This window comes from Delftia sp. UME58 (genome assembly GCF_014170385.1).
GTDB lineage: Bacteria > Pseudomonadota > Gammaproteobacteria > Burkholderiales > Burkholderiaceae_C > Comamonas > Comamonas acidovorans.
In genome coordinates this window covers 1-24,550 of sequence record NZ_LZZV01000105.1, presented here as the reverse complement: position 1 = coordinate 24,550, position 24,550 = coordinate 1, and the positions used below count along the sequence as shown (strand labels likewise).

At 67.6% G+C, this 24,550-nt stretch carries 23 protein-coding genes, 1 other RNA gene and 1 pseudogene; 15 read left to right on the top strand and 10 right to left on the bottom strand.

Translation table 11 applies throughout. From position 1 onward, the window contains the following. Positions 1-53: 53 nt before the first annotated feature. A complete protein-coding gene (locus A9976_RS26970) occupies positions 54-1,247 on the bottom strand; it encodes a citrate synthase family protein (protein WP_183021531.1) in 1,194 nt (397 codons plus the stop codon). A 101-nt stretch (positions 1,248-1,348) separates the two neighbouring features. Between A9976_RS26970 and A9976_RS26965 the strand changes: the two genes are divergently transcribed. After that, positions 1,349-2,758 carry a CoA transferase gene (locus tag A9976_RS26965; protein ID WP_183021530.1) on the top strand — a complete coding sequence of 470 codons (1,410 nt, stop codon included), beginning with the start codon at positions 1,349-1,351 and terminating at the stop codon, positions 2,756-2,758. Between the two features lie 73 nt (positions 2,759-2,831). On the opposite strand, the gene rho is transcribed toward A9976_RS26965, so the two are convergent. Beyond that, complete coding sequence (gene rho, locus A9976_RS26960; RefSeq protein ID WP_012206705.1) at positions 2,832-4,094, bottom strand: transcription termination factor Rho; 1,263 nt, start codon at positions 4,092-4,094, stop codon at positions 2,832-2,834. Positions 4,095-4,360: 266 nt separating this feature from the next. After that, positions 4,361-4,693 (bottom strand): thioredoxin TrxA, encoded by a 333-nt coding sequence (gene trxA, locus A9976_RS26955; protein WP_012206704.1) that lies wholly within the window; start codon positions 4,691-4,693, stop codon positions 4,361-4,363. Between the two features lie 271 nt (positions 4,694-4,964). On the opposite strand from trxA, the gene A9976_RS26950 reads away from it, so the two are divergent. Continuing rightward, on the top strand, positions 4,965-6,341 hold the full coding sequence (locus A9976_RS26950; protein WP_183021529.1) for a TIGR03862 family flavoprotein: 1,377 nt from the start codon (positions 4,965-4,967) through the stop codon (positions 6,339-6,341). Positions 6,342-6,406: 65 nt separating this feature from the next. Here A9976_RS26950 and ffs read toward each other — a convergent pair. Then, an RNA gene (gene ffs, locus A9976_RS26945) (signal recognition particle sRNA small type) lies at positions 6,407-6,503 on the bottom strand. 100 nt (positions 6,504-6,603) lie between these two features. On the opposite strand from ffs, the gene dnaX reads away from it, so the two are divergent. The 5 genes from dnaX (at position 6,604) to A9976_RS26920 (ending at position 11,546) form a co-directional block, all read left to right on the top strand. Beyond that, positions 6,604-8,784 carry a DNA polymerase III subunit gamma/tau gene (gene dnaX / locus A9976_RS26940; protein WP_183021528.1) on the top strand — a complete coding sequence of 727 codons (2,181 nt, stop codon included), beginning with the start codon at positions 6,604-6,606 and terminating at the stop codon, positions 8,782-8,784. A gap of 47 nt (positions 8,785-8,831) precedes the next feature. After that, positions 8,832-9,164: a YbaB/EbfC family nucleoid-associated protein gene (locus tag A9976_RS26935; protein ID WP_012206701.1), complete on the top strand. Its 333-nt coding sequence runs from the start codon at positions 8,832-8,834 to the stop codon at positions 9,162-9,164. Between the two features lie 145 nt (positions 9,165-9,309). After that, complete coding sequence (gene recR / locus A9976_RS26930) at positions 9,310-9,900, top strand: recombination mediator RecR (RefSeq protein ID WP_012206700.1); 591 nt, start codon at positions 9,310-9,312, stop codon at positions 9,898-9,900. 45 nt (positions 9,901-9,945) lie between these two features. Continuing rightward, positions 9,946-10,377 (top strand): MAPEG family protein, encoded by a 432-nt coding sequence (locus A9976_RS26925; RefSeq protein ID WP_012206699.1) that lies wholly within the window; start codon positions 9,946-9,948, stop codon positions 10,375-10,377. An 83-nt stretch (positions 10,378-10,460) separates the two neighbouring features. Then, positions 10,461-11,546, top strand: coding sequence for an ABC transporter substrate-binding protein (locus A9976_RS26920; protein WP_183021527.1), 1,086 nt, complete (start codon positions 10,461-10,463; stop codon positions 11,544-11,546). 93 nt (positions 11,547-11,639) lie between these two features. Here A9976_RS26920 and A9976_RS26915 read toward each other — a convergent pair whose 3' ends face one another. Continuing rightward, positions 11,640-13,175 carry a transglycosylase SLT domain-containing protein gene (locus A9976_RS26915; RefSeq protein WP_183021526.1) on the bottom strand — a complete coding sequence of 512 codons (1,536 nt, stop codon included), beginning with the start codon at positions 13,173-13,175 and terminating at the stop codon, positions 11,640-11,642. Then, positions 13,175-13,948, bottom strand: coding sequence for a hydroxyacylglutathione hydrolase (gloB, locus tag A9976_RS26910; RefSeq protein ID WP_183021525.1), 774 nt, complete (start codon positions 13,946-13,948; stop codon positions 13,175-13,177). Before gloB ends, A9976_RS26915 begins: the two co-directional genes overlap by 1 nt. On the opposite strand from gloB, the gene A9976_RS26905 reads away from it, so the two are divergent. From A9976_RS26905 to A9976_RS26875, 7 genes are all read left to right on the top strand, one after another. Beyond that, a complete protein-coding gene (locus A9976_RS26905) occupies positions 13,947-14,777 on the top strand; it encodes a class I SAM-dependent methyltransferase (protein WP_096913653.1) in 831 nt (276 codons plus the stop codon). The genes gloB and A9976_RS26905 overlap by 2 nt on opposite strands. Next, positions 14,774-15,220 carry a ribonuclease HI gene (gene rnhA, locus A9976_RS26900; protein ID WP_013801482.1) on the top strand — a complete coding sequence of 149 codons (447 nt, stop codon included), beginning with the start codon at positions 14,774-14,776 and terminating at the stop codon, positions 15,218-15,220. The genes A9976_RS26905 and rnhA overlap by 4 nt, the downstream gene beginning before the upstream one ends. Before the next feature lie 225 nt (positions 15,221-15,445). Then, entirely contained in the window at positions 15,446-16,531 is a 1,086-nt protein-coding gene (locus A9976_RS26895; protein ID WP_183021524.1) for a porin, read from the top strand. A 51-nt stretch (positions 16,532-16,582) separates the two neighbouring features. After that, complete coding sequence (locus A9976_RS26890; protein WP_183021523.1) at positions 16,583-17,029, top strand: (2Fe-2S)-binding protein; 447 nt, start codon at positions 16,583-16,585, stop codon at positions 17,027-17,029. Further along, positions 17,007-19,256: a xanthine dehydrogenase family protein molybdopterin-binding subunit gene (locus A9976_RS26885; protein ID WP_183021522.1), complete on the top strand. Its 2,250-nt coding sequence runs from the start codon at positions 17,007-17,009 to the stop codon at positions 19,254-19,256. Before A9976_RS26890 ends, A9976_RS26885 begins: the two co-directional genes overlap by 23 nt. Before the next feature lie 39 nt (positions 19,257-19,295). Further along, positions 19,296-20,117 carry a TauD/TfdA family dioxygenase gene (locus A9976_RS26880; protein ID WP_183021521.1) on the top strand — a complete coding sequence of 274 codons (822 nt, stop codon included), beginning with the start codon at positions 19,296-19,298 and terminating at the stop codon, positions 20,115-20,117. A 52-nt stretch (positions 20,118-20,169) separates the two neighbouring features. After that, complete coding sequence (locus A9976_RS26875) at positions 20,170-21,153, top strand: tripartite tricarboxylate transporter substrate binding protein (RefSeq protein WP_183021520.1); 984 nt, start codon at positions 20,170-20,172, stop codon at positions 21,151-21,153. A 53-nt stretch (positions 21,154-21,206) separates the two neighbouring features. Here the strand turns inward: A9976_RS26875 and A9976_RS26870 are convergent, their stop codons facing one another. Genes A9976_RS26870 through mobA form a run of 4 tightly spaced genes read right to left on the bottom strand, consistent with a single transcriptional unit; the run spans position 21,207 to position 24,383 of the window. After that, on the bottom strand, positions 21,207-21,938 hold the full coding sequence (locus tag A9976_RS26870) for a TetR/AcrR family transcriptional regulator (RefSeq protein ID WP_232245746.1): 732 nt from the start codon (positions 21,936-21,938) through the stop codon (positions 21,207-21,209). Positions 21,939-21,984: 46 nt separating this feature from the next. Continuing rightward, positions 21,985-22,317, bottom strand: coding sequence for a thioredoxin family protein (locus A9976_RS26865; protein ID WP_183021518.1), 333 nt, complete (start codon positions 22,315-22,317; stop codon positions 21,985-21,987). Between the two features lie 13 nt (positions 22,318-22,330). Further along, positions 22,331-23,674 (bottom strand): gephyrin-like molybdotransferase Glp, encoded by a 1,344-nt coding sequence (glp, locus tag A9976_RS26860; protein WP_183021517.1) that lies wholly within the window; start codon positions 23,672-23,674, stop codon positions 22,331-22,333. Positions 23,675-23,726: 52 nt separating this feature from the next. Beyond that, entirely contained in the window at positions 23,727-24,383 is a 657-nt protein-coding gene (gene mobA, locus A9976_RS26855) for a molybdenum cofactor guanylyltransferase MobA (protein ID WP_183021632.1), read from the bottom strand. Between the two features lie 2 nt (positions 24,384-24,385). Between mobA and A9976_RS31595 the strand changes: the two are divergent. Then, a pseudogene (locus A9976_RS31595) lies at positions 24,386-24,550 on the top strand (molybdenum cofactor guanylyltransferase MobA); the annotation flags it as partial.

Sequence of the window (24,550 nt, the reverse complement as noted above, 5' to 3'; positions counted from 1 at the left end):
TTCAAATCAAGCGTACTTTCCGCAAGAAAAAGCCCTGCATTATTGCATAGTGCTCAGTTGCGTGCCAAGCCGCCGGGCCTGGGGCCCGTGTACGCCGCGCGCGGCCGAATGATCTGCCGGGTGGCGCGCTGCTCCAGCGCCTGCGCCAGCCAGCCTGCGCAGCGGCCCAGAGCGAACAGCCCGAAGGCGCTGCCCGCCGGCAGCTGCAGGTGGCGCCGCAGTGCCACCAATGCGAAATCGACCGAAGGGGCAAGGCCAGTGAGTGCCATCACTTCGGCCGCCAGGGCCGCCGCCGGTCCCTGCCTGGGCAGCATTTCCAGCAGCAGGGCGGCGCGCACATCGCCTTCGGGGTAGAGGTGGTGGCCGAAGCCGGGCAGGGTCTCGCCGCGCGCCAGGCGCTGGCGCAGGCGTGCCGGGGCCTGCGCCTCGCCCAGCTCGTCCCAGAGCGCCTCGACACGCGCGGTCGTGCCGCCGTGGCGCCCGCCCGTCAGGGCGGCAAGGCCTCCCACCACGGCCGCCCGCAGGCTGGCGCCCGTGGATGCCACGCAGCGCGCCGTGAAGCCGGAGGCGTTGAGTTCATGGTCGGCGCACAGCACCAGGGCCATGCGCACCAGGTCGGCGCCTTGTGCGTCCAGCGCCCAGGCCTGGGCGCATTGCAGGTGGATGGGGGTCTTGTCCGGCGCCGTGCCCAGCAGGCAGGCCGCCAGCAGGCGCAGGAGCGCTCCGCAGCCAGCCGCCAGCCGTTCTGGCGATTGCTGCCATGCGGCAGTGGCCGCGTCATCGCTGGCGACGGTGAACAGGGGCAGCAATGTGTTTTCGCACGGTTGGCCGGCCATGCGCTGCTGAAGGTCGGACAGCAAAGGCGCGGCCTCCACGGCGTTTGCCGCGAAGGCCTCCGTGGTCGGGCATTGCCAGAGGAGGGCGGCCGTCTCCTCCAGCGTGCGGGTTCGCGCCCAGTCCACGGCATCCTCGCCTCGGTAGTACAGGCGACCCTGTTCTATCAATGTGATCGATGACTCCAGCACCGGCAGGCCCCAGCTGAGCGCGGCCTGGGCCACTTCGCGCGGCTTGCGGCCCTGGCCGCGCTGGCGTGCGAGCTGCTCGACCTCCTCGCGCAGGTAGCGGCTTTCGCGCGGCGTGTCTGCCGCGTGGGCGTGCAGCAGTCCTCGGCTGACATAGGCATACAGCGTGGCGCGGCTCACGCCCAGCAGTGCGGTGGCTTCGGTCGAGTTCAGGTAGTCGGGCATGGGTGTGATGATATGTTGATTTATTTAATCAATATTGACAATATTTTCTGGAAATCTATGGTGCGGGTTCCAACCCTTGTTTCCGTTGCCAGGAGTGCTCCATGTCCAGTCTTCCGACCTCTTCCGCTTTTGATCACTGCGCCGCCCAGATCTGGGCGGCATTGGGAGGTGCCCACGGCGCGCTGCACCGTCTGGAGATGCGCGGGCAAGGCGCCTTGGCCTCGGTGTTCCCGGTCTCCGATCTGGCGGCAGCCAGCCTGGGTGTGGCAGGCCTTGCCATCTCCGAGTTGGTGGCCCAATGCGGCGCTGCCGCGCCGCAGGTGGTTGTGGACCGCAGGCTCGCGTCCCTGTGGTTTGGCAGCAGCCTGCATCCACTGGGCTGGGAGATGCCCGCGCTGTGGGACGCCGTGGCCGGTGACTACCGCACGGCCGATGGCTGGATCCGCCTGCATACCAATGCGCCCCACCACCGCGCAGCGGCGCTGGCCGTGCTCGGCGCACCGGCTGACCGGGAGGCTGTGGCGACGGCGGTGAGCCGCTGGACGGCGCATGAGTTGGAGTCGGCCGTTGTCGCGCAGGGAGGCTGTGCCGCCGCCATGCGCGGGCTGGCTGCCTGGGCTGCGCATCCGCAGGGGCAGGCCGTGCAGCAGGAGCCTTTGCTGGCGTGGCAGGCGCATCCGCAGCCGGGCCAGCCCTTCAGTTTCAGTACTGGTGCGTGGCAACCATCGGCGCAGCGGCCGCTGCAGGGGCTGCGCGTGCTGGACCTGACGCGCATTCTGGCCGGCCCCGCTGCCACGCGATGGCTGGCGGGCCACGGCGCCGAGGTGTTGCGTATCGATCCACCGGGCTGGGAGGAGCCTGGCACGGTGCCGGAAGTCACGCTGGGCAAGCGCTGTGCCCGGCTGGACCTGCGGGCGCCGCAGGATCGTGTCGTGTTCGAGCAACTGCTGGCCGGTGCCGACGTGCTGGTCCACGGTTACCGGGACGGTGCGCTGGAGGGGCTGGGATTCGGGGCCGCGTGGCGCCGTCGGCTGAATCCCTGGCTCATCGATGTGTCGCTCAATGCCTATGGCTGGAGCGGGCCCTGGCAGCAGCGGCGCGGCTTCGACAGCCTGGTGCAGATGAGCGCCAGCATCGCCGATGCAGGCATGCACCGGCTGGGCCGTGACCGACCCACGCCGCTGCCGCTGCAGGCGCTGGACCACGCCACCGGCTATCTGATGGCTGCCGCCGTGGTGATGGCGCTGGTGCGGCGCATGCAGGGGCAGGGCGGCAGCACGGTGCGCGCCTCGTTGGCGCGCACGGCCCATCTTCTGGCGGGGCATGGCGTGGGCGACCCGGATGCCTGCCTGCTGGCGCCGGTGAACGGTGCCGAGGATTTCAGCGCGGCGATCGAGGCGACCTCCTGGGGCGCGGCGCGGCGCCTGCGGGCGCCGGTGGAGGTGGCGGGTGCGCCCATGCATTGGGAGCGCGCGGCCTGTGCGCTGGGCACGTCTGTCGCAGCTTGGTGAGACGGGCGGCTGGAATGCAAAACGCCCCGCGTGAGCGAGGCGTCTGTAGGGGCCGTGGGCTGGATCGCTGCGATCAGCCGCCGCGGCGCATCATGTCGAAGAAGTCCACGTTGGTCTTGGTGGCCCGCATGTTCTTGATCATCAGCTCCATGGCCTCGATCTCGTCCATGTTGTACATGAACTGGCGCAGGATGCGGGTCTTTTGCAGGATCTCGGGAGCCAGCAGCAGTTCTTCGCGGCGTGTGCCGCTCTTGTTGAGTTCGATGGCGGGGAACACGCGCTTTTCGTAGAGGCGGCGGTTCAGGGCCAGTTCGCTGTTGCCCGTGCCCTTGAACTCTTCGAAGATCACTTCGTCCATGCGGCTGCCGGTATCGACCAGGGCCGTGGCGATGATGGTCAGCGAGCCGCCTTCTTCCACATTGCGTGCCGCGCCGAAGAAGCGCTTGGGGCGCTGCAGGGCGTTGGAGTCCACGCCGCCCGACAGCACCTTGCCCGACGAGGGCACGACGTTGTTGTAGGCGCGGGCCAGGCGGGTGATGGAGTCCAGCAGGATGACCACGTCCTTCTTGAGCTCGACCAGGCGCTTGGCGCGCTCGATCACCATCTCGGCCACGTGCACGTGGCGCGTGGCGGGCTCGTCGAAGGTGGAGGCGATGATTTCGCCCTTGACCGAGCGCTGCATCTCGGTCACTTCTTCGGGGCGCTCATCGACCAGCAGCACCATCAGGTGCACGTCGGGATGGTTGGCCGTGATGGAATGGGCGATGCTCTGCATCATCATGGTCTTGCCGCTCTTGGGCGGTGCGACGATCAGCGCGCGCTGGCCGCGGCCGATGGGGGCGATGATGTCGATGATGCGGCCGGTGATGTTCTCCTCGCCCTTGATCTCGCGCTCCAGGCGCAGCTGCTGGGTGGGGAACAGCGGGGTCAGATTCTCGAACAGCACCTTGTGCTTGTTCTGCTCGGGCGAGCCGCCGTTGACGGAGTCGAGCTTGGTCAGTGCGAAATAGCGCTCGCCATCCTTGGGCGTGCGCACTTCACCTTCGATCATGTCGCCGGTGTGCAGGTTGAAGCGGCGGACCTGGCTGGGCGAGATGTAGATGTCGTCGGTGCTGGCCGTATAGCTGGTGTCGGGGCTGCGCAGAAAGCCGAAACCGTCCGGCAGGATTTCCAGCACGCCGTCGGCGAACACTTGTTCGCCTGCCTTGGCTCGCTTTTTGATGATGGCGAACATCAACTCTTGCTTGCGCATGCGACCGACGTTTTCGATCTCAAGCGCTTCGGCCTGCTTCAGGACTTCAGACACGTGCAGTGCCTTGAGTTCATTAAGGTGCATGGAGTGACTCCAGAACGGAGTGGAAAGAAACCAGGGGAAGGCGTTGAGCCAAGCGAAACACTGTGGAAGTGGGCTGGCTTGCCTGAGGGTCTCAGCGCGGCCTTCAATGCATAAGGCCGGTGATGAAGGGCATTATGACAGGAAAAAATCCGAAGGTCACAGGGAAATTTGCGCTGGCGCCTCGTTTGTGCGCCAGTGCGATGCGGAGCGGCGGTCAACGCCGGCCCGCATCTGTGACGGCCCCGTGTGCGGGGCCGTCGGGGGAATCAGGCCAGGTGCTGTTCCAGGAAGGCGGACAGCTGTGCCTTGTTGAGGGCGCCCACCTTGGTGGCGGCCAGCTGGCCATCCTTGAACAGCATCAGCGTGGGGATGCCGCGGATGCCGAACTTGGCGGGGATCTCGCGGTTCTCGTCCACATTCATCTTGGCGATGGACAGCTTTTCCTTGTAGGTCTGCGCTGCTTCGTCGAGGATGGGGGCGATCATCTTGCAGGGGCCGCACCATTCGGCCCAGTAATCGACCAGCACCGTGGTGCCAGGCTGCAAGACGTCGGCTTCAAAGCTTGCGTCGGAGATGTGTTTGATCAGTTCGCTGGCCATGGGTGGAGTCCTTGATTTTTCGCAATGAGGAAGGCGCAGGAAAATCCGCACCGCAAAAAGATTGTGACAGAAACCTATCACCTGCTGCACCGTATGGGCGGTAGCTCAATGCTATGACTGTCATAGCTGTTTATGGGGTGGCGACAGGGTTGCCGGGACTCCGGGAATTAGTGGCGCCTGCGCGCAGACCGGCCTGCGGCAGGGTATTCTGCGCGCCCGCGCTGCAGGCATATGTGCCGGCCGGCAGCGCCAAGTTGAATGCGAGCATGGAATGGAAACTGATGTGATGGATGCTTTTGAACCCGGTGCGGCAGCGCGCACGATGAACTGCGATGTGGCGGTGATCGGTGCGGGGCCTGCGGGCCTGATGGCGGCCGAAGGGCTGGCCGGCAAGGGGCTGGATGTCCATGTGTTCGAGGCCAAGTCCTCTGCTGGGCGCAAGTTCCTCATGGCAGGCAAGGGCGGGCTCAACCTGACCCATTCCGAAAACCTGCCCGCCTTTGTCTCCCGCTACGGCGAGCGCAGTGCCGAGGTGTCGCGCTGGCTGGAACTGCTGTCCCCGGATCAACTGCGTGCCTGGGCCGGTGAACTGGGCGTGGAAACCTTTGTGGGCAGCTCGGGCCGCGTATTCCCCAAGGACATGAAGGCTGCGCCCTTGCTGCGTGCCTGGCTGGTGCGTCTGCAGACCCAGGGCGTGGTGCTGCACACGCGCCACCGCTGGCTGGGCTGGCAGGACGGCGATGCGCTGGGCTTTGATACACCCGAAGGGCGGCTGCAGGTGCGGGCAAGGGCCGTGGTGCTGGCATTGGGCGGTGGCAGCTGGGCGCGCCTAGGCTCGGATGGCGCCTGGCTGCCCTTGCTGGAGCAGCGCGGTGTTGAAGTCGCTGTGTTGAAGCCTTCCAACTGCGGGTTCGATGTGGGTCTGGATGGCGCGGCTTCGGGCGGACAGATCGATCGCCGGGAGTTCATGGCCGAGCTGCTGGGCGCCAGCCCCCAGCCTGCGCGCGGCTGGAGTCCTTATTTCACCGAGCGCTTTGCAGGTCAGCCGTTCAAGTCGGTGGCACTGTCCTTTGATGATGGCAAGGGCCATGTTTTCTCGCGCAAGGGCGAATTCATTGCCACGACCACGGGCGTGGAGGGCAGCCTGATCTATGCCGTCTCTGCGGCGTTGCGCGAAGCGATTGCGCGCGACGGGCAGGCCACCGTCCATCTCGACCTGCTGCCCCAGTTGACGCCCGAGCGCGTGCTGGTGGAAGTGCGCCATCCGCGCGGCTCGCGCAGCCTGGCCAGCCATCTGAAGGGGCGCCTGGGTCTGGACGGCATCAAGGCCGCCGTGCTGCATGAGGTGCTGGGCAAGGAAGGTGTAGCTGACCCTGTGCGGCTGGCCCATGCCATCAAGGCCCTGCCCATCACCGTGGTGGCGGCCCGACCCATTGACGAGGCCATCAGCACGGCAGGCGGCGTGCGGCTGGAAGCTCTGGACGCCAACGGCATGTGCGCAGCCGCTCCTGGCGTTTTCTGCGCCGGCGAGATGCTGGACTGGGAGGCTCCCACGGGCGGCTACCTGCTGACGGCGTGCATGGCCAGCGGTCTGCAGGCGGCGCAAGGCGTTGCGCGCTATCTCAAGGTGGATGGCGCAGAGCGTTAAGGAGGAGTGGGTGCCGCAGCGGGCCTGGACGGGGCAGGCGCCCGCAGGGCCTGCTGTTCAATGAAGGTGACGAGCCTTGCCCTCGGCACTGGTTTCACGGTTAGGGCTGCTTGGTTCCCCACCTGACCCGGTTGGCCGCTTCCCCATGCGAGGAGGCCCGTCACTCTCGATTATAGGGGCAAACACCGGGCCGCCCGGACGACATGGCCGGCCAAACCCGGGTCGCCTCAGGCAAGGGCGCCCAGCCCCGTAGAATCGCGGGATGTCTTATCTTGTGCTGGCCCGCAAATACCGCCCCCGCAATTTCTCTGAAATGGTGGGGCAGGAGCATGTCGTTCAGGCGCTCACCAATGCCCTGACGCAGCAGCGCCTGCACCATGCCTATCTGTTCACCGGCACGCGCGGCGTGGGCAAGACCACGGTCTCGCGCATTCTGGCCAAGTCGCTCAACTGCCAGGGCGCCGATGGCCAGGGCGGCATCACGGCAACGCCCTGCGGCGTCTGTGCGGCCTGTATCGAAATCGACAGCGGGCGCTTTCCCGACTACACGGAGCTGGACGCTGCTTCCAACCGTGGCGTGGACGAGGTGCAGAGCCTGCTGGAGCAGGCTGTCTACAAGCCGGTGCAGGGACGCTTCAAGGTCTTCATGATCGACGAAGTGCACATGCTCACGAACACGGCCTTCAACGCCATGCTCAAGACGCTGGAGGAGCCGCCCGAATACCTGAAGTTCGTGCTGGCCACCACCGATCCGCAGAAGGTGCCCGTGACCGTGCTCAGCCGCTGCCTGCAGTTCAACCTGCGGCCCATGGCGCCCGAGACCGTGCTGGAGCATCTGGGCCAGGTGCTGGGGCAGGAAGGCGTGGCCTCCGAACCCCAGGCCCTGCGCCTGCTGTCGCGCGCCGCGCGTGGCTCCATGCGCGATGCGCTGTCGCTGACTGACCAGGCCATTGCCTTTGGCAGCGGACAACTGCAGGAGGCCACGGTACGCCAGATGCTGGGCAGCGTGGACCGCAGCCATGTGTTCCGCCTGATCGAGGCACTCGCCCAGGCCGATGGCCAGGTGGTGGTGGAAACCTCCGACGCGCTGCGCCGCAATGGCCTGTCCGCTGCCTCCACGCTGGAGGAAATGTGTGCCGTGCTGCAGCGCATGGCCGTGGCACAGGCCGTGCCGCAGATGGCTGCCGACGCCAGCGATCCAGAAGCCGCAGAGATCGCCCGCCTTGCGGTGCTGATGCCGCGCGACGAAACCCAGCTGCTCTACAGCATCTGCCTGCATGGCCGGGCCGAACTGGGCCTGGCACCCGACGAGTACGCGGCGCTGACCATGGCGCTGCTGCGGCTGCTGGCGTTCAAGCCGCAATCTGCAGAGCCCGCCCTGGGCGCGGCTGAAAAAAAAACTCCAGCGCTGACCCCCTCCACGGCGAAGCCTGAATCTCCCGCGCCCGTGGCGCAGCCGCGGCCCGCACAGCCCGCTGTGCCTGAGGCTCTCGCTGTGCCCGAGGCCCCCGTTGTCCCAGCCAAGGCGGCCATGCCCGTCCCGGTCGCGCCTCCTGCTCCTGTCGCGCCTGTCGCATCTCCCGTGACCGCTGCGCCCGCCGTGGTCGCTCCCGTGGTGCAAGCCGTTGCGGCTGCAGCGCCTGTTCAGGCGCCCGTGGCCGTGGCGGCAGTTGCCCGGCCGGAACCTGTGCTTGCGCCTGTCCAGGAGGCCAGGCCTTCCGCTGCTCCAGAGGTGAAGCCGGCCGCCGGTGTCGCCCAAGAGCCCCTGGACGATGTGCAGGAAGACGAAGACTCTTCTGCCGATGAGGCGCCGCAGGCGCAGGATGTCTATGCACCGGACGAGGGTGCCTGGGCCGGGATGCCCGATGAAGGCTGGGCCGACGAAGGCCGCTGGAGCGATGACGGAGATCTGGCCCTGGAGCCGCCTGCCGCTGCCGTGGCACGGCAGGCCGAACCGCAGATCGACACTCAGATCGATGTGCAGGACTTCGCTCCCGAACGTGGCCGCCAGTCCCCCGCTGCGCCTCCCGCGCCGACCGTGGAGCGCACGCCCGAGGGCGATGTCTGGCACGCTGCCGTCCAGCAACTGGTGCAGGCCGAGGCCGTCACGGCGCTGGCGCGGCAGCTGGCGCTGCAGTCGCAACTGGTGGCGCGCGATGGCGATGCATGGACGCTGCGCGTGGAAAGCAGCTCGCTGGCCCAGCCCGCCACGCGTGAGCGCCTGCGTGCAGCGCTGGAGGCCGCTGGCCTGGCGCGGCAACTGCATGTCGAGCAGGGCGCCGTGGTGGACAGCCCCGCGCGGCGCAATGCGGTGGCCAGCCATGAGCGCCAGCGCATTGCAGAAGACATCGTGATGAATCATTCTCTGGTGCAGACCCTGATCCGCAGCCATGGCGCGAAAATCGTGCCCGGCAGTATCAAGCCCGTATCCATTCAGCCCTGACACGCTCTAGAGCGTTTCGTTTTTACCCTACAGAAGAAGGAACTCACATGTTCAACAAAGGACAACTGGCCGGCCTGATGAAGCAAGCCCAGGCCATGCAGGACAACCTCAAGAAGGCCCAGGATGAACTGGGCAACATCGAGGTGGAAGGCGAGTCTGGCGCGGGCCTCGTGAAGGTGGTCATGACCTGCAAGCACGACGTCAAGCGCATCACCATCGACCCCAGCCTGCTGGCCGAAGACAAGGACATGCTGGAAGACCTGGTGGCTGCCGCCTTCAACGCCGCCGTGCGCAAGGCCGAAGAGACTTCCAACGAGAAGATGGGCAAGCTCACGGCCGGCATGCCCGGCCTGCCGGGCGGCATGAAGTTCCCGTTCTGAGGCAGGCCCCAGCGGTTGTGCCGAACAGCCTGGAGAGGCCATGCCGGCTTCTCCAGCTGCCCACTCGTGTGGAGTGGCCATCGAGCGATCTGCCCCTGCAGATCGCTTTTTTTCTGAGAACCTTCTCCATTGAAAGGAAGCTGCCATGTCGGACGTGCAATCGCTCGATGGCCTGATCGAGGCCTTGCGCAGGCTCCCGGGTGTGGGCATCAAGTCGGCGCAGCGCATGGCCTTCCACCTGCTGCAGCGCGACCAGGACGGCGCGCGGCAACTGGCCCGTGCCCTGACCACGGCCGTGGAGTCGGTCACCCACTGCGAGCGCTGCCATACCTTCACCGAAGGCCGCATCTGCTCCATCTGCCAGGATGAAGGGCGTGACGCGGCCCGGCTGTGCGTGGTGGAGGCGCCCGCCGATATGGCGGCCATGGAGCGCACGGGTGCCTACCAGGGCTATTACTACGTGCTGATGGGGCGGCTGTCGCCACTCGACGGCATAGGTCCTCGCGATCTGAACCTGTCATCCCTGCTGGAGCGTGCCGGCGACGGCAAGGTGCAGGAGGTGATCCTGGCCACCAGCTTCACGGCGGAAGGCGAGGCCACGGCCCATGCGATCAGCGAGGCCCTGAAGGCGCGCGGCATCCATGTGACGCGGCTGGCGCGCGGCGTGCCCATAGGCAGCGAACTCGAGTACGTGGACCTGGGTACGATCGCCCATGCGCTGGTGGACCGCCGGTAGTGGCCGAGGCGGCTGGCGTTTCTTGTCTTTTCATCAGGAGCCTGTATGCCGACCTCTGTCATCCTGCCGCCCGGCGGCTTCTCCATAGCGCATTGGTGCCTGCTGGTGGCGGCCCTGCTGCCGCTGGCCTGCGCCTACATCGCCAAGGCGCCCGGCATGAAGCACCGGCCGGGGCAGCGCGGTTTCGACAACCACGAACCCCGGGCCTGGCTGGCGCAGCAGACCGGCTACCAGGCACGGGCCAACGCGGCGCAGGCCAATAGCTTCGAGTGCCTGCCTTTCTTCATTGGCGCCCTGCTGGTTGCCTGGCAATTGGGCGCACCGTCCGCGCGTGTCGATGGCCTGGCCGTGGCCTTTGTTGTGTTGCGCATTGCCTACATCGCCTTCTATGTGACGGACCGTGCCACGCTGCGCAGTCTGGCCTGGGCGCTGGCGCTGGTGGTGAATCTGCTGCTGTTTTTCGCAGGCTACCGCTGAGGCCTGCGTGAGGGCCGGGCGCGTGTCCATCATGCGCAGGACGGCCCTGAGGCCTACGGTGTTTCACATACGGGCAAGCACCGATGCTGTGCATGCGGGCTCTGGGCATGATCGTGTTGCACTGCAGCAAAATAACCATCATGTCTTCCCACGTGCTTGATCGCCGAACCTTGCTGAGCCTCATGGGGCTGGGTTCCCTTTGGTCGTTTCCTTCCCTCGGTTCGGCCGAGCTGGTGACGATTTCCGTGGGCGGTCAGGGCCTGCTGTATTACCTGCCGCTGGTGATTGCCCAGCAACTGGGGTACTTCGAGGCCGAGGGCCTGACCGTGCGCATCGATGACTATCCGGGCGGGTCGCAGTCGCTGCAGGCGCTGGAATCGGGCGCCGCCGATGTGTGCGCGGGTGCCTATGAACACACGCTTGTCGCCCAGCAGCGCGGCAGTCTGCTGCGTGCCTTTGTGGTGCAGGGGCGTGCGCCGCAGATTGCGCTGGGCGTGTCCTCGCGCTGGATGCCGCGCTACCAGGCGCTGGCCGATCTGCGCGGGCGGCGCGTGGGCGTGTCCTCGCTGGGTGCATCCACGGCCCGGGCCGTGCAACTGATGTTGCTGGGCGAAGGGCTGGAGGCCGATCTGGTGCAACTGGTGGGTGTGGGCTCGGGGCCCGACGCCATGGAGGCGCTGCGCACCGGGCGCGTGCATGCGCTGTGCCATGCGGACCCGCTGATGAGCGTGCTGGAGGACAAGGGTGCCGTGCGCATCGTCAGAGACCTGCGTGACCTGCGCAGCAGCGCGCAGCTGTACGGCGGATCCATGCCCTCGGGCACGCTGTACGCGACCCAGGCCTTTTTGCGCAAGAACCCGGCCAAGGCCCAGGCGCTGAGCAATGCCATGGTCCGATCACTCAAGTGGCTGCAGACCGCCGCGCCCATGGATGTGCTCAGGGCCGTGCCTGCACCCTATCTGCTGGGCTCGCGGCGCGCCTATCTGTCGGCCTTCGAGCACATGCGCACCACCATCTCGCCGGATGGCCTGATGCCCGATGACGGGCCTGCCACGGCCCTGCGTGCCCTGGTCCGTCTCAACCCTGCGCTGGCGCGCAGCGGTATCGACCTGGAGCGTTCGTTCACCAACGAGTTCGTGCGGCAGTCCCGCCAGCGTTTCCACACCTGAGCCCCGGGCCGCACGCAAAAGAGCCCGCGAAAGCGGGCTCTTTGGAGTGGGGCAGTGACGGTGCCTTTAGCTCCTTCCGCGCCTTCAGCGCCTTCAGCGCTTTTTCACCTTGGATGGCTTGCCGCCACGTGGCGCCGTGGTGACCGACACCTTGGCGTTGCGGTTTTGCGGCTGCACGGCTACCTTGCGCGCGGCCCCGGTGGGCTTGGCTGCCCTGGCATTGCCGCCGCCGCTGGCGCGCACCGGCAGGTAGGCCACCAGTGATTGGCCGGCATGCAGGGTGGCGGAGGATTTCAGGTCATTCCAGTCCGCCAGATTGGACGCGCTGACGCCGTAGCGGTTGGCCACGCTGATCAGCGTGTCGCGCTTGCGTGCCTTGATGGTGGTGCGGCGCGTGACGATCTCGGGGGCAAAGCTGATCTGGCCGTTGTCGGCCACGTGCCCTGCCACGTCGGCTCGCACGTTGGCGCCGCGCGGCACCATGAGCGCGGAGCCGGCCTTGATCAGCATGCGCGGGGGGATGTTGTTGAGGGCGCGCAGGTCGGACTCGCCCAGGCCCACGCGCTGGGCCGCCTCGGCCACGCTGATGGTGGAGGGCACGGTCCACACGGTCCAGCTCGCGTACTGGCCTTCGTCGAAGGCCTGCATGTTGCGTCGGAACACCTTGGCGTTGTCCCAGGGCAGCAGGATTTCCGGCGTGCCGGCCGCAAAGATCACCGGCTTGCGGAAGCTGGGATTCAGCGCCTTGAAGTCATCGGTCGATACATCGGCCAGCTTGGCCACCAGCTCCACGTCGATGTCGCGGGTGATGGTGACGGTCTGGAAGTAGGGGTGGTTCTCGATCAGCGGCAGCTCGGTGTTGAACGCATCGGGGTTGGCCACGATGTTCTTGACGGCCTGCAGCTTGGGCACGTACATGCGGGTCTCGGCCGGCATCTGCAGGTCGGTATAGCCCGTGGGCAGGCCCAGCTTCTCGTTGCGCTTGATGGCGCGGCCCACGCTGCCTTCGCCCCAGTTGTAGGCGGCCAGGGCCAGGTGCCAGTCGCCGAACATGTCATGGAGCTTTTGCAGGTAGTCCAGCGCGGCACGCGTGGAGGCCAGCACATCGCGGCGGTCATCGCGGAATGCGTTCTGCTTGAGGTCGAAATAGGTGCCGGTGGCCGGCATGAACTGCCACATGCCTGCCGCCTTGGCGGTGGAGACGGCCTGCGGGTTGAAGGCGCTCTCGATGTAGGGCAGCAGCGCCAGCTCGGTGGGCATGTTGCGCCGCTCCAGCTCCTCGACGATGTGGAACAGGTACTTGCTGGAGCGCTCGGTCATGCGCTGTATGTAGTCGGGCCGGCTGGCATACCACTGCTCGCGGTCCTTGACCAGATCCTGGTCCAGATCGGGCATGGCGAAGCCCTGGCGAATACGTACCCACAGATCGCCCGTGGTCTCCAGCGAGGCCACGCCGCCGTTGCCGGCGCTGCCTGTGCCCAGCGGGCTCAGCGGTCCGTTGGGATACATCGGGGAGTGTGGTGCGGTGCTGGGGGCAGGGGCCGTGCCGGCCAGGTCCGGGCTGCTGGTGGTGGCGCAGCCCGCAAGAACCAGCAGGCTGCCCAGCAGCAGGGTGTGTAGCAGTTTCATCAGAAGACGTTTTTCCATTGGCGCAGGCCGGCCAGCACGCTGGCGGGGTCCTGCTGTCTTACCTGTGCGTCGAAGCCTGCGGCGGCGGCGGCCACTGCGGATTCGCGCGTTCTAAGAAAGGGATTGACGGAGCGCTCGGTCTCCATCAGGGAAGGCAGCGTGGGCCGGCCGGCCTCGCGCAACGCCTGACAATGCCTCTGGTAGTGAGCCAGGGCCTGGTTGTTTGGTTCCACGGCCTGCGCAAAGCGCAGGTTGGACATTGTGTACTCATGTGCGCAGCAGACCAGGGTGTTGTCCGGCAGCGCGGCCAGATCGTCCAGCGATTGCTGCATCTGCTGCGGCGTGCCTTCGAACAGGCGCCCGCATCCCCCTGAAAACAGCGTATCGCCGCAGAACAGCACGGGCTGCGCCTGCGCCGCCGTGCTGTAGAAGGCGATGTGGCCGCTGGTATGGCCGGGCACGTCAATGACCTGCCAGGGGCCGCCCAGGGCCTGCACGGTATCGCCACCCTGCACGCGCTGCACGGGTTCGGGCAACTGCTCGTAGGCGGGGCCCCAGACCTGGGCGCCCGTGGCCTGGCGCAGCTGCGCCACGCCGCCGACATGATCGGCATGGTGGTGGGTGACTAAAATGCCCTGCAACTGCAAGTCCAGCTGGCGCAGGCTGGCCAGCACGGGCGCTGCATCGCCGGGATCGACGACCAGGGCCCGCCCTGCGTCGTACAGCAGCCAGATGTAGTTGTCGGAAAAAGCGGGGATGGGCAACAGGTTCATGAGCAGCAAAATTATAGGGACGCATCACTGGACGCAATCTGCCCTCGGCCACTACCTGCTGGAATGGGAGCAGCAGCGCTGCGACGAGGCGGTGGCCGATATTTTCGGCTATCACAGCCTGCAGTTGGGCATGCCCATGCTCCAGGGGCTGCGCGCCAATCGCATGCCGCACCGCTGGCTGGCCCTGGATTCCATGCAGGATGCGGTGCCAGCCGAGGGCGTGCCGCCGCTGGAGGTTCCCGTGGCGCTGCTGGCCGATCCGGCCGCGCTGCCATTTCCCGAGGCCAGCCTCGACCTGGTCGTGATGCCCCATACGCTGGAGACCTCGCCGGACCCGCATGCCGTGTTGCGCGAGGCGGCCAGGGTGCTGATGCCCGAGGGCCGTATCGTCGTGTGCGGGCTCAACCCCGCCAGTCTGCTGGGCGTGCAGCGCCGTGCCGAGCGCGGCGTGTATCTGCCCGATGTGGGCTGGGGCGTGGGCTACTGGCGGCTGCGCGACTGGCTGCGATTGCTGGCCTTCGAGATCGAGGCCGTGCAGTTCGGCTGCTATCGTCCTGCCGTGCAGACGGATCGCTGGCTGCGGCGCTGGCAGTTCATGGACCGCGTGGGGCGGCTGGGCTGGCCCATGCTGGGCGGCGTGTACTGCGTGGTGGCCGTCAAGCGCGTGCCGGGTGCACGCATGCTGGAGCCTGCCTGGCGTGGCCGCGCAGCCGTGTCGGGCGCCTCCGTGCCTGTGGCCCACCGCATGCCGGCGCAGGCGGTGCAGGGCAGCGATCCGCATTCCAACCGGCCTGAAGGCCGGGCCATTCAACCCAAGGAAATTTTTTGAATCAAGTTGTTATCTACACGGACGGCGCCTGCAAGGGCAATCCGGGTCCCGGCGGCTGGGGCGTGGTGCTGGAGGCCGGCAGCGCCAGGAAAGAGCTGTTCGGCGGCGAGCTGAACACCACCAACAACCGCATGGAGATGATGGCCGTGATCGAGGCGCTGTCCGCGCTCAGGCGGCCCTGCGATGTGGTGCTCTACATCGACAGCCAGTACGTGCTCAAGGGCATCACCGAATGGATCCATGGCTGGAAGGCCAAGGGCTGGAAGACGGCCTCCAAGGAGCCGGTCAAGAACGTCGAGCTGTGGCAGCGGCTGGACGCCCTGGTCCAGGGCGGCGGCCACCGCATCGACTGGCGCTGGGTCAAGGGCCATGCAGGCGACCCTGGCAACGAGCGGGCAGACGCCCTGGCCAACAAGGGCGTGGACCAGGCACTGGGGCGCTGAGCGCCTGGTGCGAGGGCGGGTGCAATGCCCGTCCCTTGTTTCCACGTCCCGAGACCTACCTCCAACGCGGTAGATGAAAACCCCAGAACCAGGATTCGGTCGGCGCAGCTAATATTTCCATAAGTGGAAATTAGTTCGCGCCCTGCCAGGCATCTTCCGTGGCGTGGTGTTAAAAATTGCCACTTGTGGAATTTTTTACCCATCTCACGATGAAAGAGCCTTGCGATGAAATACAAAGCCATTGCCGCATTGGCGATGCTGGGCGGCGCGGGAGCGGCGCTGGCCCAGAGTTCGGTGACGCTGTACGGCAGCATGGACCTGACCATGCCCTGGATCAGCGATGTGCGCGGGAGCCGGCTGACGCGCATGGATTCGGCCATTTCCCAGCCTGACCTCTGGGGTCTGCGCGGATCGGAGGATCTGGGCGGTGGCATGAAGGCCTCGTTCCAGCTGGAGAACGGATTCCTCACGGACATCGGCTCGCCGATCTCGCCGACCAGCTACTTCAACCGGGCTTCCTGGGTGGGTCTGGACAGCGCGTCGATGGGCTCGGTGCGGCTGGGTCGCCAGGTCGATTTCACGGCCGGCACGCTGAGCCAGTGGGGCAACGGCTACCAGCTCTACAACTTCTATCTCTACCACCCCGGCAACCTGGACGGCCTGTCCAGCCAGTTTCCGGTGGACAACTCCGTGGTCTACCTGACGCCCGGCATGGGCGGCATGCAGTTCGGCGCGCAGTACGGCTTTGGCGAGGTGCCGGGCCGCTCGCAGGCCAACCGCACCTACAGCGTCATGGGCAGCTATTCCAGTGCCAAGCTCAATCTGGCCGTGGCCTATACCGATGCGCGTGGACGTGCCTTCGATATCGCCGGGCGCACGGGTCTGGCGAACGCGCTGGGCCAGGACCTGGTGGCGGGCCGGCCCCTGGTGCTCGATACCTTCCAGGTGCTGGGCATCGGCGGCGGTCACCAGCTCGATGCGCTTCCGGTCCGGCTCAACGCGCTGCTGACGCGTTCCACGCTCAAGTACGGCGGGGCCTCCAGCAACATGAGTGCGCTCGACCTGGGCCTGGCCTGGCAGACCAGCCAGGCCGTGACCATCAACACGGGCTACTCCTTCAGCCGCTTCGAGCAGACGAAGTGGAACCAGGTCCACCTGGGCGCGCGCTACGCCTTCTCCAAACGCACGCAGCTGCATGCCTCGGTCACGCACCAGCGCGCCTCGGATGGCGTGGCGGCGATGAATTCCGTGGGCGTTGCCAGCGGGCGCACGCAGACCGTGATTGCGGCAGGCATACACCACTCGTTCTGAGAGGCATGAGACATGCAGCCCCGGCAACGCGGGCGCATTGGAGACCCCACGATGAAATTCACCCTCAATTCCCGAAGCGTGGCCTTTGACGGCGACGGGCAGACCCCGTTGCTGTGGGTGCTGCGCGATCACTTCAAGCTGCCCGGCACCAAGTTCGGCTGCGGCATCAGCATGTGCGGGGCCTGCACGGTCCATGTCGATGGCGAGCCGATGCGCTCCTGCGTGCTGCCCGTCTCGACGGTGGGCGGCAAGGCGGTCACGACCATCGAAGGGCTGTCCAGCAACCGTTCCCATCCCATCCAGAAGGCCTGGATGGACAAGGACGTGCCGCAGTGCGGCTACTGCCAGTCCGGCATGGTCATGGCCGCTGCCGCGCTGCTCAAGACCCATCCACAGCCCACCGATGCGCAGATCGACGAGGCCATGACCAATCTGTGCCGCTGCGCCACCTACCACCGCATCCGGGAGGCCATCCATGCCGCAGCGTCCAAGCAATGAACGGGGCCGCACGGCCGGCTCTGCCATCTCGCTGCGGCGCAGGCATCTGCTCCAGGGCGCTGCCGCGCTGCTGGTGGCCCCTGCTGCCGGCAGCCTGCTGGTTCCGCTGGCGCAGGCCGCGCCAGCGGGGGCCGGTGCAGCGGCAGCAACGGCCTCTTCCATCGGCGACTGGCTCTGGATCGAGCCTTCGGGCCAGGTGGTGATCGGCGTGTCGCAGTGCGAGGTGGGCCAGGGCATCTACACGGGCCTGCCCCAGGTGCTGGCCGACGAGCTCGATGCCGACTGGGCCAGCGTGACCGTGCGCTTCGTCACGGGGCGCGACGCCTATCGCAACGATGCGGGCGAGATGCCGTTCCAGCAGTTCGTGGGCGCGTCGATGTCGATGAACTATTTCTACGAGCGCATGCGCCTGGCCGGTGCCCAGGCCCGTGATGTGCTGCTGCGTGCCGGCGCGGCCCGGCTGGGCGTGCGGCCATCCCAGTGCAGCACGCGCGCCGGCCGCGTGCTGCACTCCGCGACGGGCCGCAGCGTGGGCTACGGCGAGATCGTGGCCGAGGCCTCCAGGCTGTCCATCGCCGCGCGCCCGCGCATGAAGTCGGCTTCCGAGCAGGGCCTGATCGGCCGCAACCTGCGGCGGGTGGACACCCCGGCCAAGGTCGATGGCAGTGCGGTCTTCGGCATTGACGTCGAGGTGCCCGGCATGCTGATCGGCGCCGTGCGCATGGCGCCCAGCGTGACGGGGCGCATCGTGCGCATCCGCAACGAGGCAGAGGTGCGCGCGCGCCCCGGCGTGCATGCCGTCGTGCGCACCACGCAGTGGCCCGACCCCGCGCCCAGCACCGTGGTCGTGGTGGCCGATTCATACTGGATCGCCAAGCAGGCCGCCGACGCGCTGGACATCGAATTCGACGCCGGCGCGGCGGCCGGCGTGCACAGCGAGCGCATCCATGCGCAGTTCGTCGCAGGCTTGTCGAACGACAAGGCCGTCGTTGCCCGCAGCCTGGGCAAGCCGCGCGAAATGCTGGCGGCGGGCAAGCCGATCACGGCCGACTACCACTCGCCCTACATCACGCACGCCACCATGGAGCCGCTGGCCGCCACTGTCCATGTGCGCGACGGCGAGGTCGAGACCTGGGGGCCCTACCAGGGCCAGGACTTCCTGCGTGGCGAACTGGGCAAGGCCTGCGGGGTGCCTGCGGACAAGGTCATCGTGCACACCACCTTCCTCGGAGGCAGCTTCGGGCGCAAGTACATGCCCGACTTCGCCTTGCATGCGGCAGCGGCATCCAAGGCCGTGGGCCGGCCCGTCAAGGTCATCCGCTCGCGCGAGGACGACATACGGCATTCCTACTACCGGCCCGGTGCCTCGGGGCGGCTGAGTGCCGTGCTGGGCGCCGACGGCATGCCGGCCGCGCTGCATGCGCGCATCTCGGGCCAGTCGCTGTACGGGGCCATCAACCCCAAGAAGATGGCCGATGCAGGCGGCTGGGACGAGACCATGGTCGAGTCCATCTACGACCTGATCTACGGCGTGCCCAACCTGCTGGTGGATGCCGTGGACGTGCAGCAGCCCATACCGCTGAGCTATCTGCGCAGCGTGGGCACCACGTCCAGCGTGTTCTTCCTGGAAAGCTTCATCAGCGAGCTGGCCCACACCGCAGGCGTGGACGACTACCAGTACCGGCGCCGCCTGCTGGCCGGCCAGCCGCTGGCGCTGGGCGTGCTGGATGCGGCGGCGCAGGCCGCGCGCTGGGAGCAGCCCGCGCCGGCAGGCCTGCACCGCGCCATGTCCTTCAACGTCTACACGGGGCGGGGCGAGAGCTTCCAGACCTTCGTCGCACTGGTCATGGAATTGCGTGTTGTGGAAGGCCGCGTGCGGCTGGAGCGCGCCATCTGCGCCATCGACGCGGGCCGCGTGGTCAACCCGGGACTGGTCAAGGCCAATGTCGAAGGCGGCATCGGCTTTGCGCTGACCAACACCTTCAAGAGCCGGCTGGGCTTTGACAAGGGCGTGGTGCAGCAAAGCAATTTCCACGACTACCCGCTGCTGCAACTGGCCGAAATGCCCCGCGTGGAGGTGGTCCTGGTCGAAAGCGACCGGCCGCCCCAGGGCTGCGGCGAAGTGGCCCTGGGCCCCACGGCGCCTGCCGTGGCCACGGCCCTGTTCCATGCCACCGGCCGCCGGTTCCGCTCCATGCCGCTGCCGCAGGACATCGCGTCCGCCTGATCACCCACCCCTCCCCTGTTTTTTCAGCAAAGGAATTTCATGCAAGTCGAACACATCACCCCGAGCATAGGATCGGAAATCCACGGCATAGCTCTCTCGGACCCGGCGCAAGTACGCGATCATGCGGACGCGCTGCGCCGGCTGCTGGCCGAGCGCCAGGTCATCTTCTTCCGCGACCAGACGCTGAGCCCCGCGCAGCAGGTGCGCGTGGCCCAGGTGTTCGGCAAGGTCGAGCCCGTGTCCTCCACCTTTCCCTCGCACCCGGACGATCCCCATGTCGAGCTGCTGATCAGCCAGGGCACGCGCACCGGCACCGACATCTGGCATGCCGACCTGACCTGGCAGACCAGGCCGCCCGCCGGTGCCTGCCTCTACGCCGTGGACGTGCCGCCCACGGGCGGCGACACCATGTGGGCCAGCATGACCACGGCCTTCGCCTCGCTGGCGCCCGAGCTGCAGGCCTATCTGCGCAAGCTGCGCGCCACCCACAACTGGGAGGCGCCAGCGCTCAGGCAAAGCCTGATGCGCCGAGATCCGTCTGGCGAGGCCTATCGCGCCACCCGCCTCAAGCATCCGCCGCTGGAGCAGCCCGTGGTCCTGGAGCACCCGGTCACCGGGCTGCCCGTGGCCTTTGTGAACTCGCTCTACACCACGCACATAGAAGGCGTGACCAGCGACGAGAGCGCGGCCCTGATCGCCATGCTCAGCGGGCTGGCCAAGGTGCCTGAATGGCAGGTGCGCTTTCGCTGGCGCAAGGGCTCGGTGGCCATCTGGGACAACCTGGCCACGCAGCACTACGCGGTCAATGACTACCACCCCGCAGCGCGGCGGATGCACCGCGTGGCGATACGCCAGGCGTGAGCCCGGCAACGACCTTTGCTGACAATGAAAAAACCACGATGAAAGCCTCTCCATGAAAGCGAAACGCAGAACGCTCGCCCTGGGCGCGGCCATGGCCCTGGCGCTGCTCGCCGGGCCGGCGCAGGCCCAGACGCAGATCTACCCCCACAAGCCGGTCACCATCGTCGTGGCCTACCCCGCTGGCGGCGATACCGACGCGCTGGCGCGGCTGCTGGGCGAGAAGCTGTCGGCCCGCATCGGCCAGTCCGTGCTCGTGGACAACCGCGCGGGCGCCAGCGGCACCATAGGCAGCAGTTTCGTGGCCAAGGCACCGGCCGATGGCTACACGCTGCTGCTGGCGCCCAATACCTTTGCCATGGCCCAACTGGTGCTCAAGCTGGGCGCGGGCCACGGCTACGACGTGCTCAATGGCTTCACGCCCGTGATCGAGGTCGGCTCCACTTCGCTGTTCCTCGTCGCCGGGCCCGGTGCGGGCGTGCGCAGCTTCAAGGAGGCCATCTCCTCCAGCCAAGGCCGCTCGCTGGGCTATGCCACGCCGGGCAACGGCTCGCCCATGCACTTCCTCGGCGAGATGGTCCGGCGCGCCACGGGCGCCCGCTTCGAGGCCATACCCTACAAGGGCGTGGCCCCGGCCGTCACCGATGTGGTGGGCGGCCATGTGCCCTTCACCTACAGCACGCTGGGCTCCATCGCTCCCTACCTGCCCGGCGGCAAGCTGGTGGCGCTGGCCGTGGCCGACGCCCAGCGCTCACCGCTGGCGCCCGACGTGCCCACGCTGGCCGAGCTGGGCTACAAGGACGTGGAGCTGACCGCCTGGTACGGCCTGTTCGGCCCCAGGAACATGCCCGCCGAGGTGGTCAGGCTCCTGAATACGCACCTCAACGAGATCCTCAGGATGCCCGACGTGGTGGCGCGCATGGCCACGCTGGGAACCGTCCCTGTGGGCGGCCCGCCCCAGCGCCTGGGCAAGACCAATGCCGGCGATTTCGAGCGCTTCGGGCGGCTGGTAAAGGAGCTGGGCATACAGCCGGACTAGATTGAACAGGCGCTGAACGAAAGGAGGGAGGAAGCAGCGGGCGCCGGCGCAAGTCATCCCGGGTGGTGGCCCGGGGACGGAGGGTGGTCTTGCGCCGGCGCATCCTGCCTGATGCGCTCGGCCAGCAGATGGGACATGAAGCGCAGGTAGCGCTCGATCTGCTGGTCTGCCTCGGGTCCCTCACCGAACAGCTCGGCCAGCAGCGGCCGTGCCGTGGGCAGGAAGGCCGAAATGCTGAGGATGGCCAGGTGGATGAAGCGCGGGTCCACCTGTGCCGGGTGGCTGGCCTGCGCTCCGTCCATCAGCATGGTCGAGGTCAGCTCCAGCCCGCGCCGCGTGATGCGCTGCAGCGGCGTGCCCGAGGGCGGCGGCTCTTCTTCGCTTTCGTAGTGGTAGATCTCGGAGAGCGCCAGCCGCTCGAACTGCGGGTGCTCGCGCATGAAGTCCAGCCGCAGCAGCAGGCGCTGGTAGACACGCTCTTCCACCGTGCCCTGCGTCCTGAGCGCCACTTCCATGCGGTTTTGCAACTCGCGCATCAGGGACTCCGTCACCTCCTGCAGCAAGCCCTTGAGGCTGCTGAAGTAGTAGCGCACCAGGGCGCGCGTGACACCGGCTGCCGCCGCGATTTCCAGAATGCTCAGCTGCTCCGGCGTGCGGGTCTTGAGCAGGTTGACCGTGGTCTGCAGGATGATGTCCCGTCCCACGGCATCGTCGGCCAGCGGGCGGCCGCTGTTGCGGCGGGGCTTCTTGGGCGTGGATTCGGTTGGCTTCTTTTGAGGCGGCATGCGGGCCATTGTCGGCGATACACAGGCAGCGGCCGCGCCGCAAGCGTCAGTGCCGGGCGGTGATGCGGGCCAGCGCGTCCTCGATCTCGCGGGCCTGCTGTGGCCGCACCAGCCTTTCCACCTCCTGCCCGTCACGCAAAAAGATCAGGGTGGGCCAGAGCTTGACGCGGTAGCTGCGGCCCAGGGCCCGGCCGGGGCCGTCTTCCACCTTGATGTGGGCCACCTGCGGGGCGGCATCCAGCGCCTGGGCAATCAGCGGTTGCGCGCCCTGGCAGTGGCCGCACCAGGCGGTTCCGAACTCCAGCAAGGTAGCGCCGGGCAGCGTGTCGACGGTGCTGCGATCGGGGGCGTCGGTCAGGTGCTTGGACTGGAAGGGCATGTGCAATCTCCTGTCAGGGAAAGGCCTGCAGCGGCAGGATGGACACGGTTTCGCCGGCTTGCACGGCACCGCGCTCATGTTCGAGCACGATGAGGCAGTCGGCCTCGGCCATGGAACTGAGTACGCCCGAGCCCTGTGGCCCCGTGGTGCGCACTCTGCAGCGACCATCGGCGCCCATGGACAGAATGCCGCGCTGGTACTCGGTGCGGCCCGGCCGCTTGGACAGGGCCTGCGCAGCCACAGCCTGGGGCAGGGCGGCCGGTTCACCGTCACGGGCGGCTCCCATGAGCTGCAGCAGCGCCGGGCGCACAAAGACCAGAAAACTCACCATGGCAGCCACGGGATTGCCGGGCAGTCCGATCAGCACCGTGGTGCGTGCCGGTGGCCGGCTCGCGGCAAATGGCGTGCCCGCATCGGACTGCAGCAGGCCCACGGCCAGCGGCCGGCCCGGCCGCATGGCCAGGCGCCAGAAATGAACGCAGCCCATGCGCTGCAGCATGGCGCGCGTATGGTCGGCCTCGCCTGCGCTGATGCCGCCGCTGGTCAGCACCACGTCGGCCAGGGAGGCGGCTTCGCGCAGGCGCTCCTGCAGGGCCTCGGGCTCATCGGCCACCACGCCCAGGTCCAGCACCTGCACGCCCATGCGCTGCAGCAGGCCGATGAGGCTGAAGCGGTTGCTGTCGTAGACCGCCCCCTCGCGCGGCGCCGTGCCGGGGTGCAGGATTTCATCGCCCGTGGAGAAATAGGCCACGCGCAGCCGCCTGCGCACGCGCACCTGGGGCTGGCCCAGGCTGGCGATCAGGCCCAGGGCCGCGGGATGCAGGCGCTGGCCCGCCGCCAGGGCCACGCGGCCCAGGCTCAGGTCCTCGCCGCGCAGGCGCCGGTTGTCCCCGGCACGCACGCTGCCTGCCGTAATGCCGATGTGGTCAGTGCCTGCGGACACGGTGCGTTCATGCGCGACCACCGTGTCCAGCCCGCTCGGCAACACGGCGCCGGTCATGATCTTGATGCACTCGCCGGCCTGCACGGTGCCGTGCCAGGGTTTGCCGGCCAGGGCCTGGCCGACCACGCGCAGCGCCAGCGGTGCAGCGGGCGAACCGGCGTGAGCAGCCTGCAGCTGGCAGCCATCGAAGGCATAGCCATCCATGGCGGCGTTGTCATGCGCTGGCACATCGACGGGGGAGACGATGTCTTCGGCCAGCACGCGGTCCAGTGCATCGGCCAGCGCCAGCGTCTCCACCTCTGCCACCGGGCCCAGGGGCTGCAGCAGGCTGGCCAGCTGTGACAGGGCCTGATCGACCCTCAGGTCCTGGGGGGATGCGGTGGTGGGGGATGCGGGCTGGAAGGATGCGGTCATCAGAACGGAATCCGGTTGGGCAAGGCGGCGTGCGGGCCGGCGGCGCGGGGCACTACGACGGGGTGGCTGCGGCGCGCGCCAGCGCCTGCAGCTCCTGCTGCGTGTTGGCGTTGGCAAAGGCCAGCGGGCTGTCGCCCGCGCGGTCGAAGAGGGCCGTGGCGCAGCGGTGCTGGCCCGTCCATGCATCGATCTTGCGGCCGCCCGAACGTATGAACGATTGCAGACTATCACGCAGCGATGACCGCATCAGGCAGAACACGGGCTGGGCCCGCAGCAGGGATTGATCTGCGTCAAGCGAGCGCTCCCAGCCATGGGCGACGACGATGTCGGCCGCAGGCTGCTGCGACAGCGCCGCCTGCACAAGCCGCTCCACAAGGTCCAGCGGGAACAGCGGCGTATCGCAGGGCACGCAGACCAGCCAGGGCGTCCGGCAGTGCATCAGGCCGCTCAGGAAGCCGGCCAGCGGGCCGGGATAGTCGGGTTCGGCATCGGGCCAGACCGGCGCACCGTAGGCCGCGCCCAGTTGCGCATAGGCCTCGGCATGGCGATTGGCATTGATCAGCAGATGCCCGACCTGGGGAGCCAGGCGGTCCAGCGCATGGGCTGCCAGCGGCTGACCCAGAAAGGGCTGCAGCCCCTTGTCGATGCCGCCCATGCGCATGCCGCGCCCGCCTGCCAGCACGCAGCCCGTGATGTCGTTCAGGGGCAGGGGGGCGTCTGCTGATCAATGCCAATCGCCATGCCGAGGCCTATGCGCAACTGGGCGCGGCCTACGGTGCGCCGGTCTGGCCCGATGCCGAACCCGACTATCCCGGCCCGCTGGCCGGCTTCCTGAGCGGCCTGATGCACTGCCGGACGCCCTGGCTGGTCTGCGTG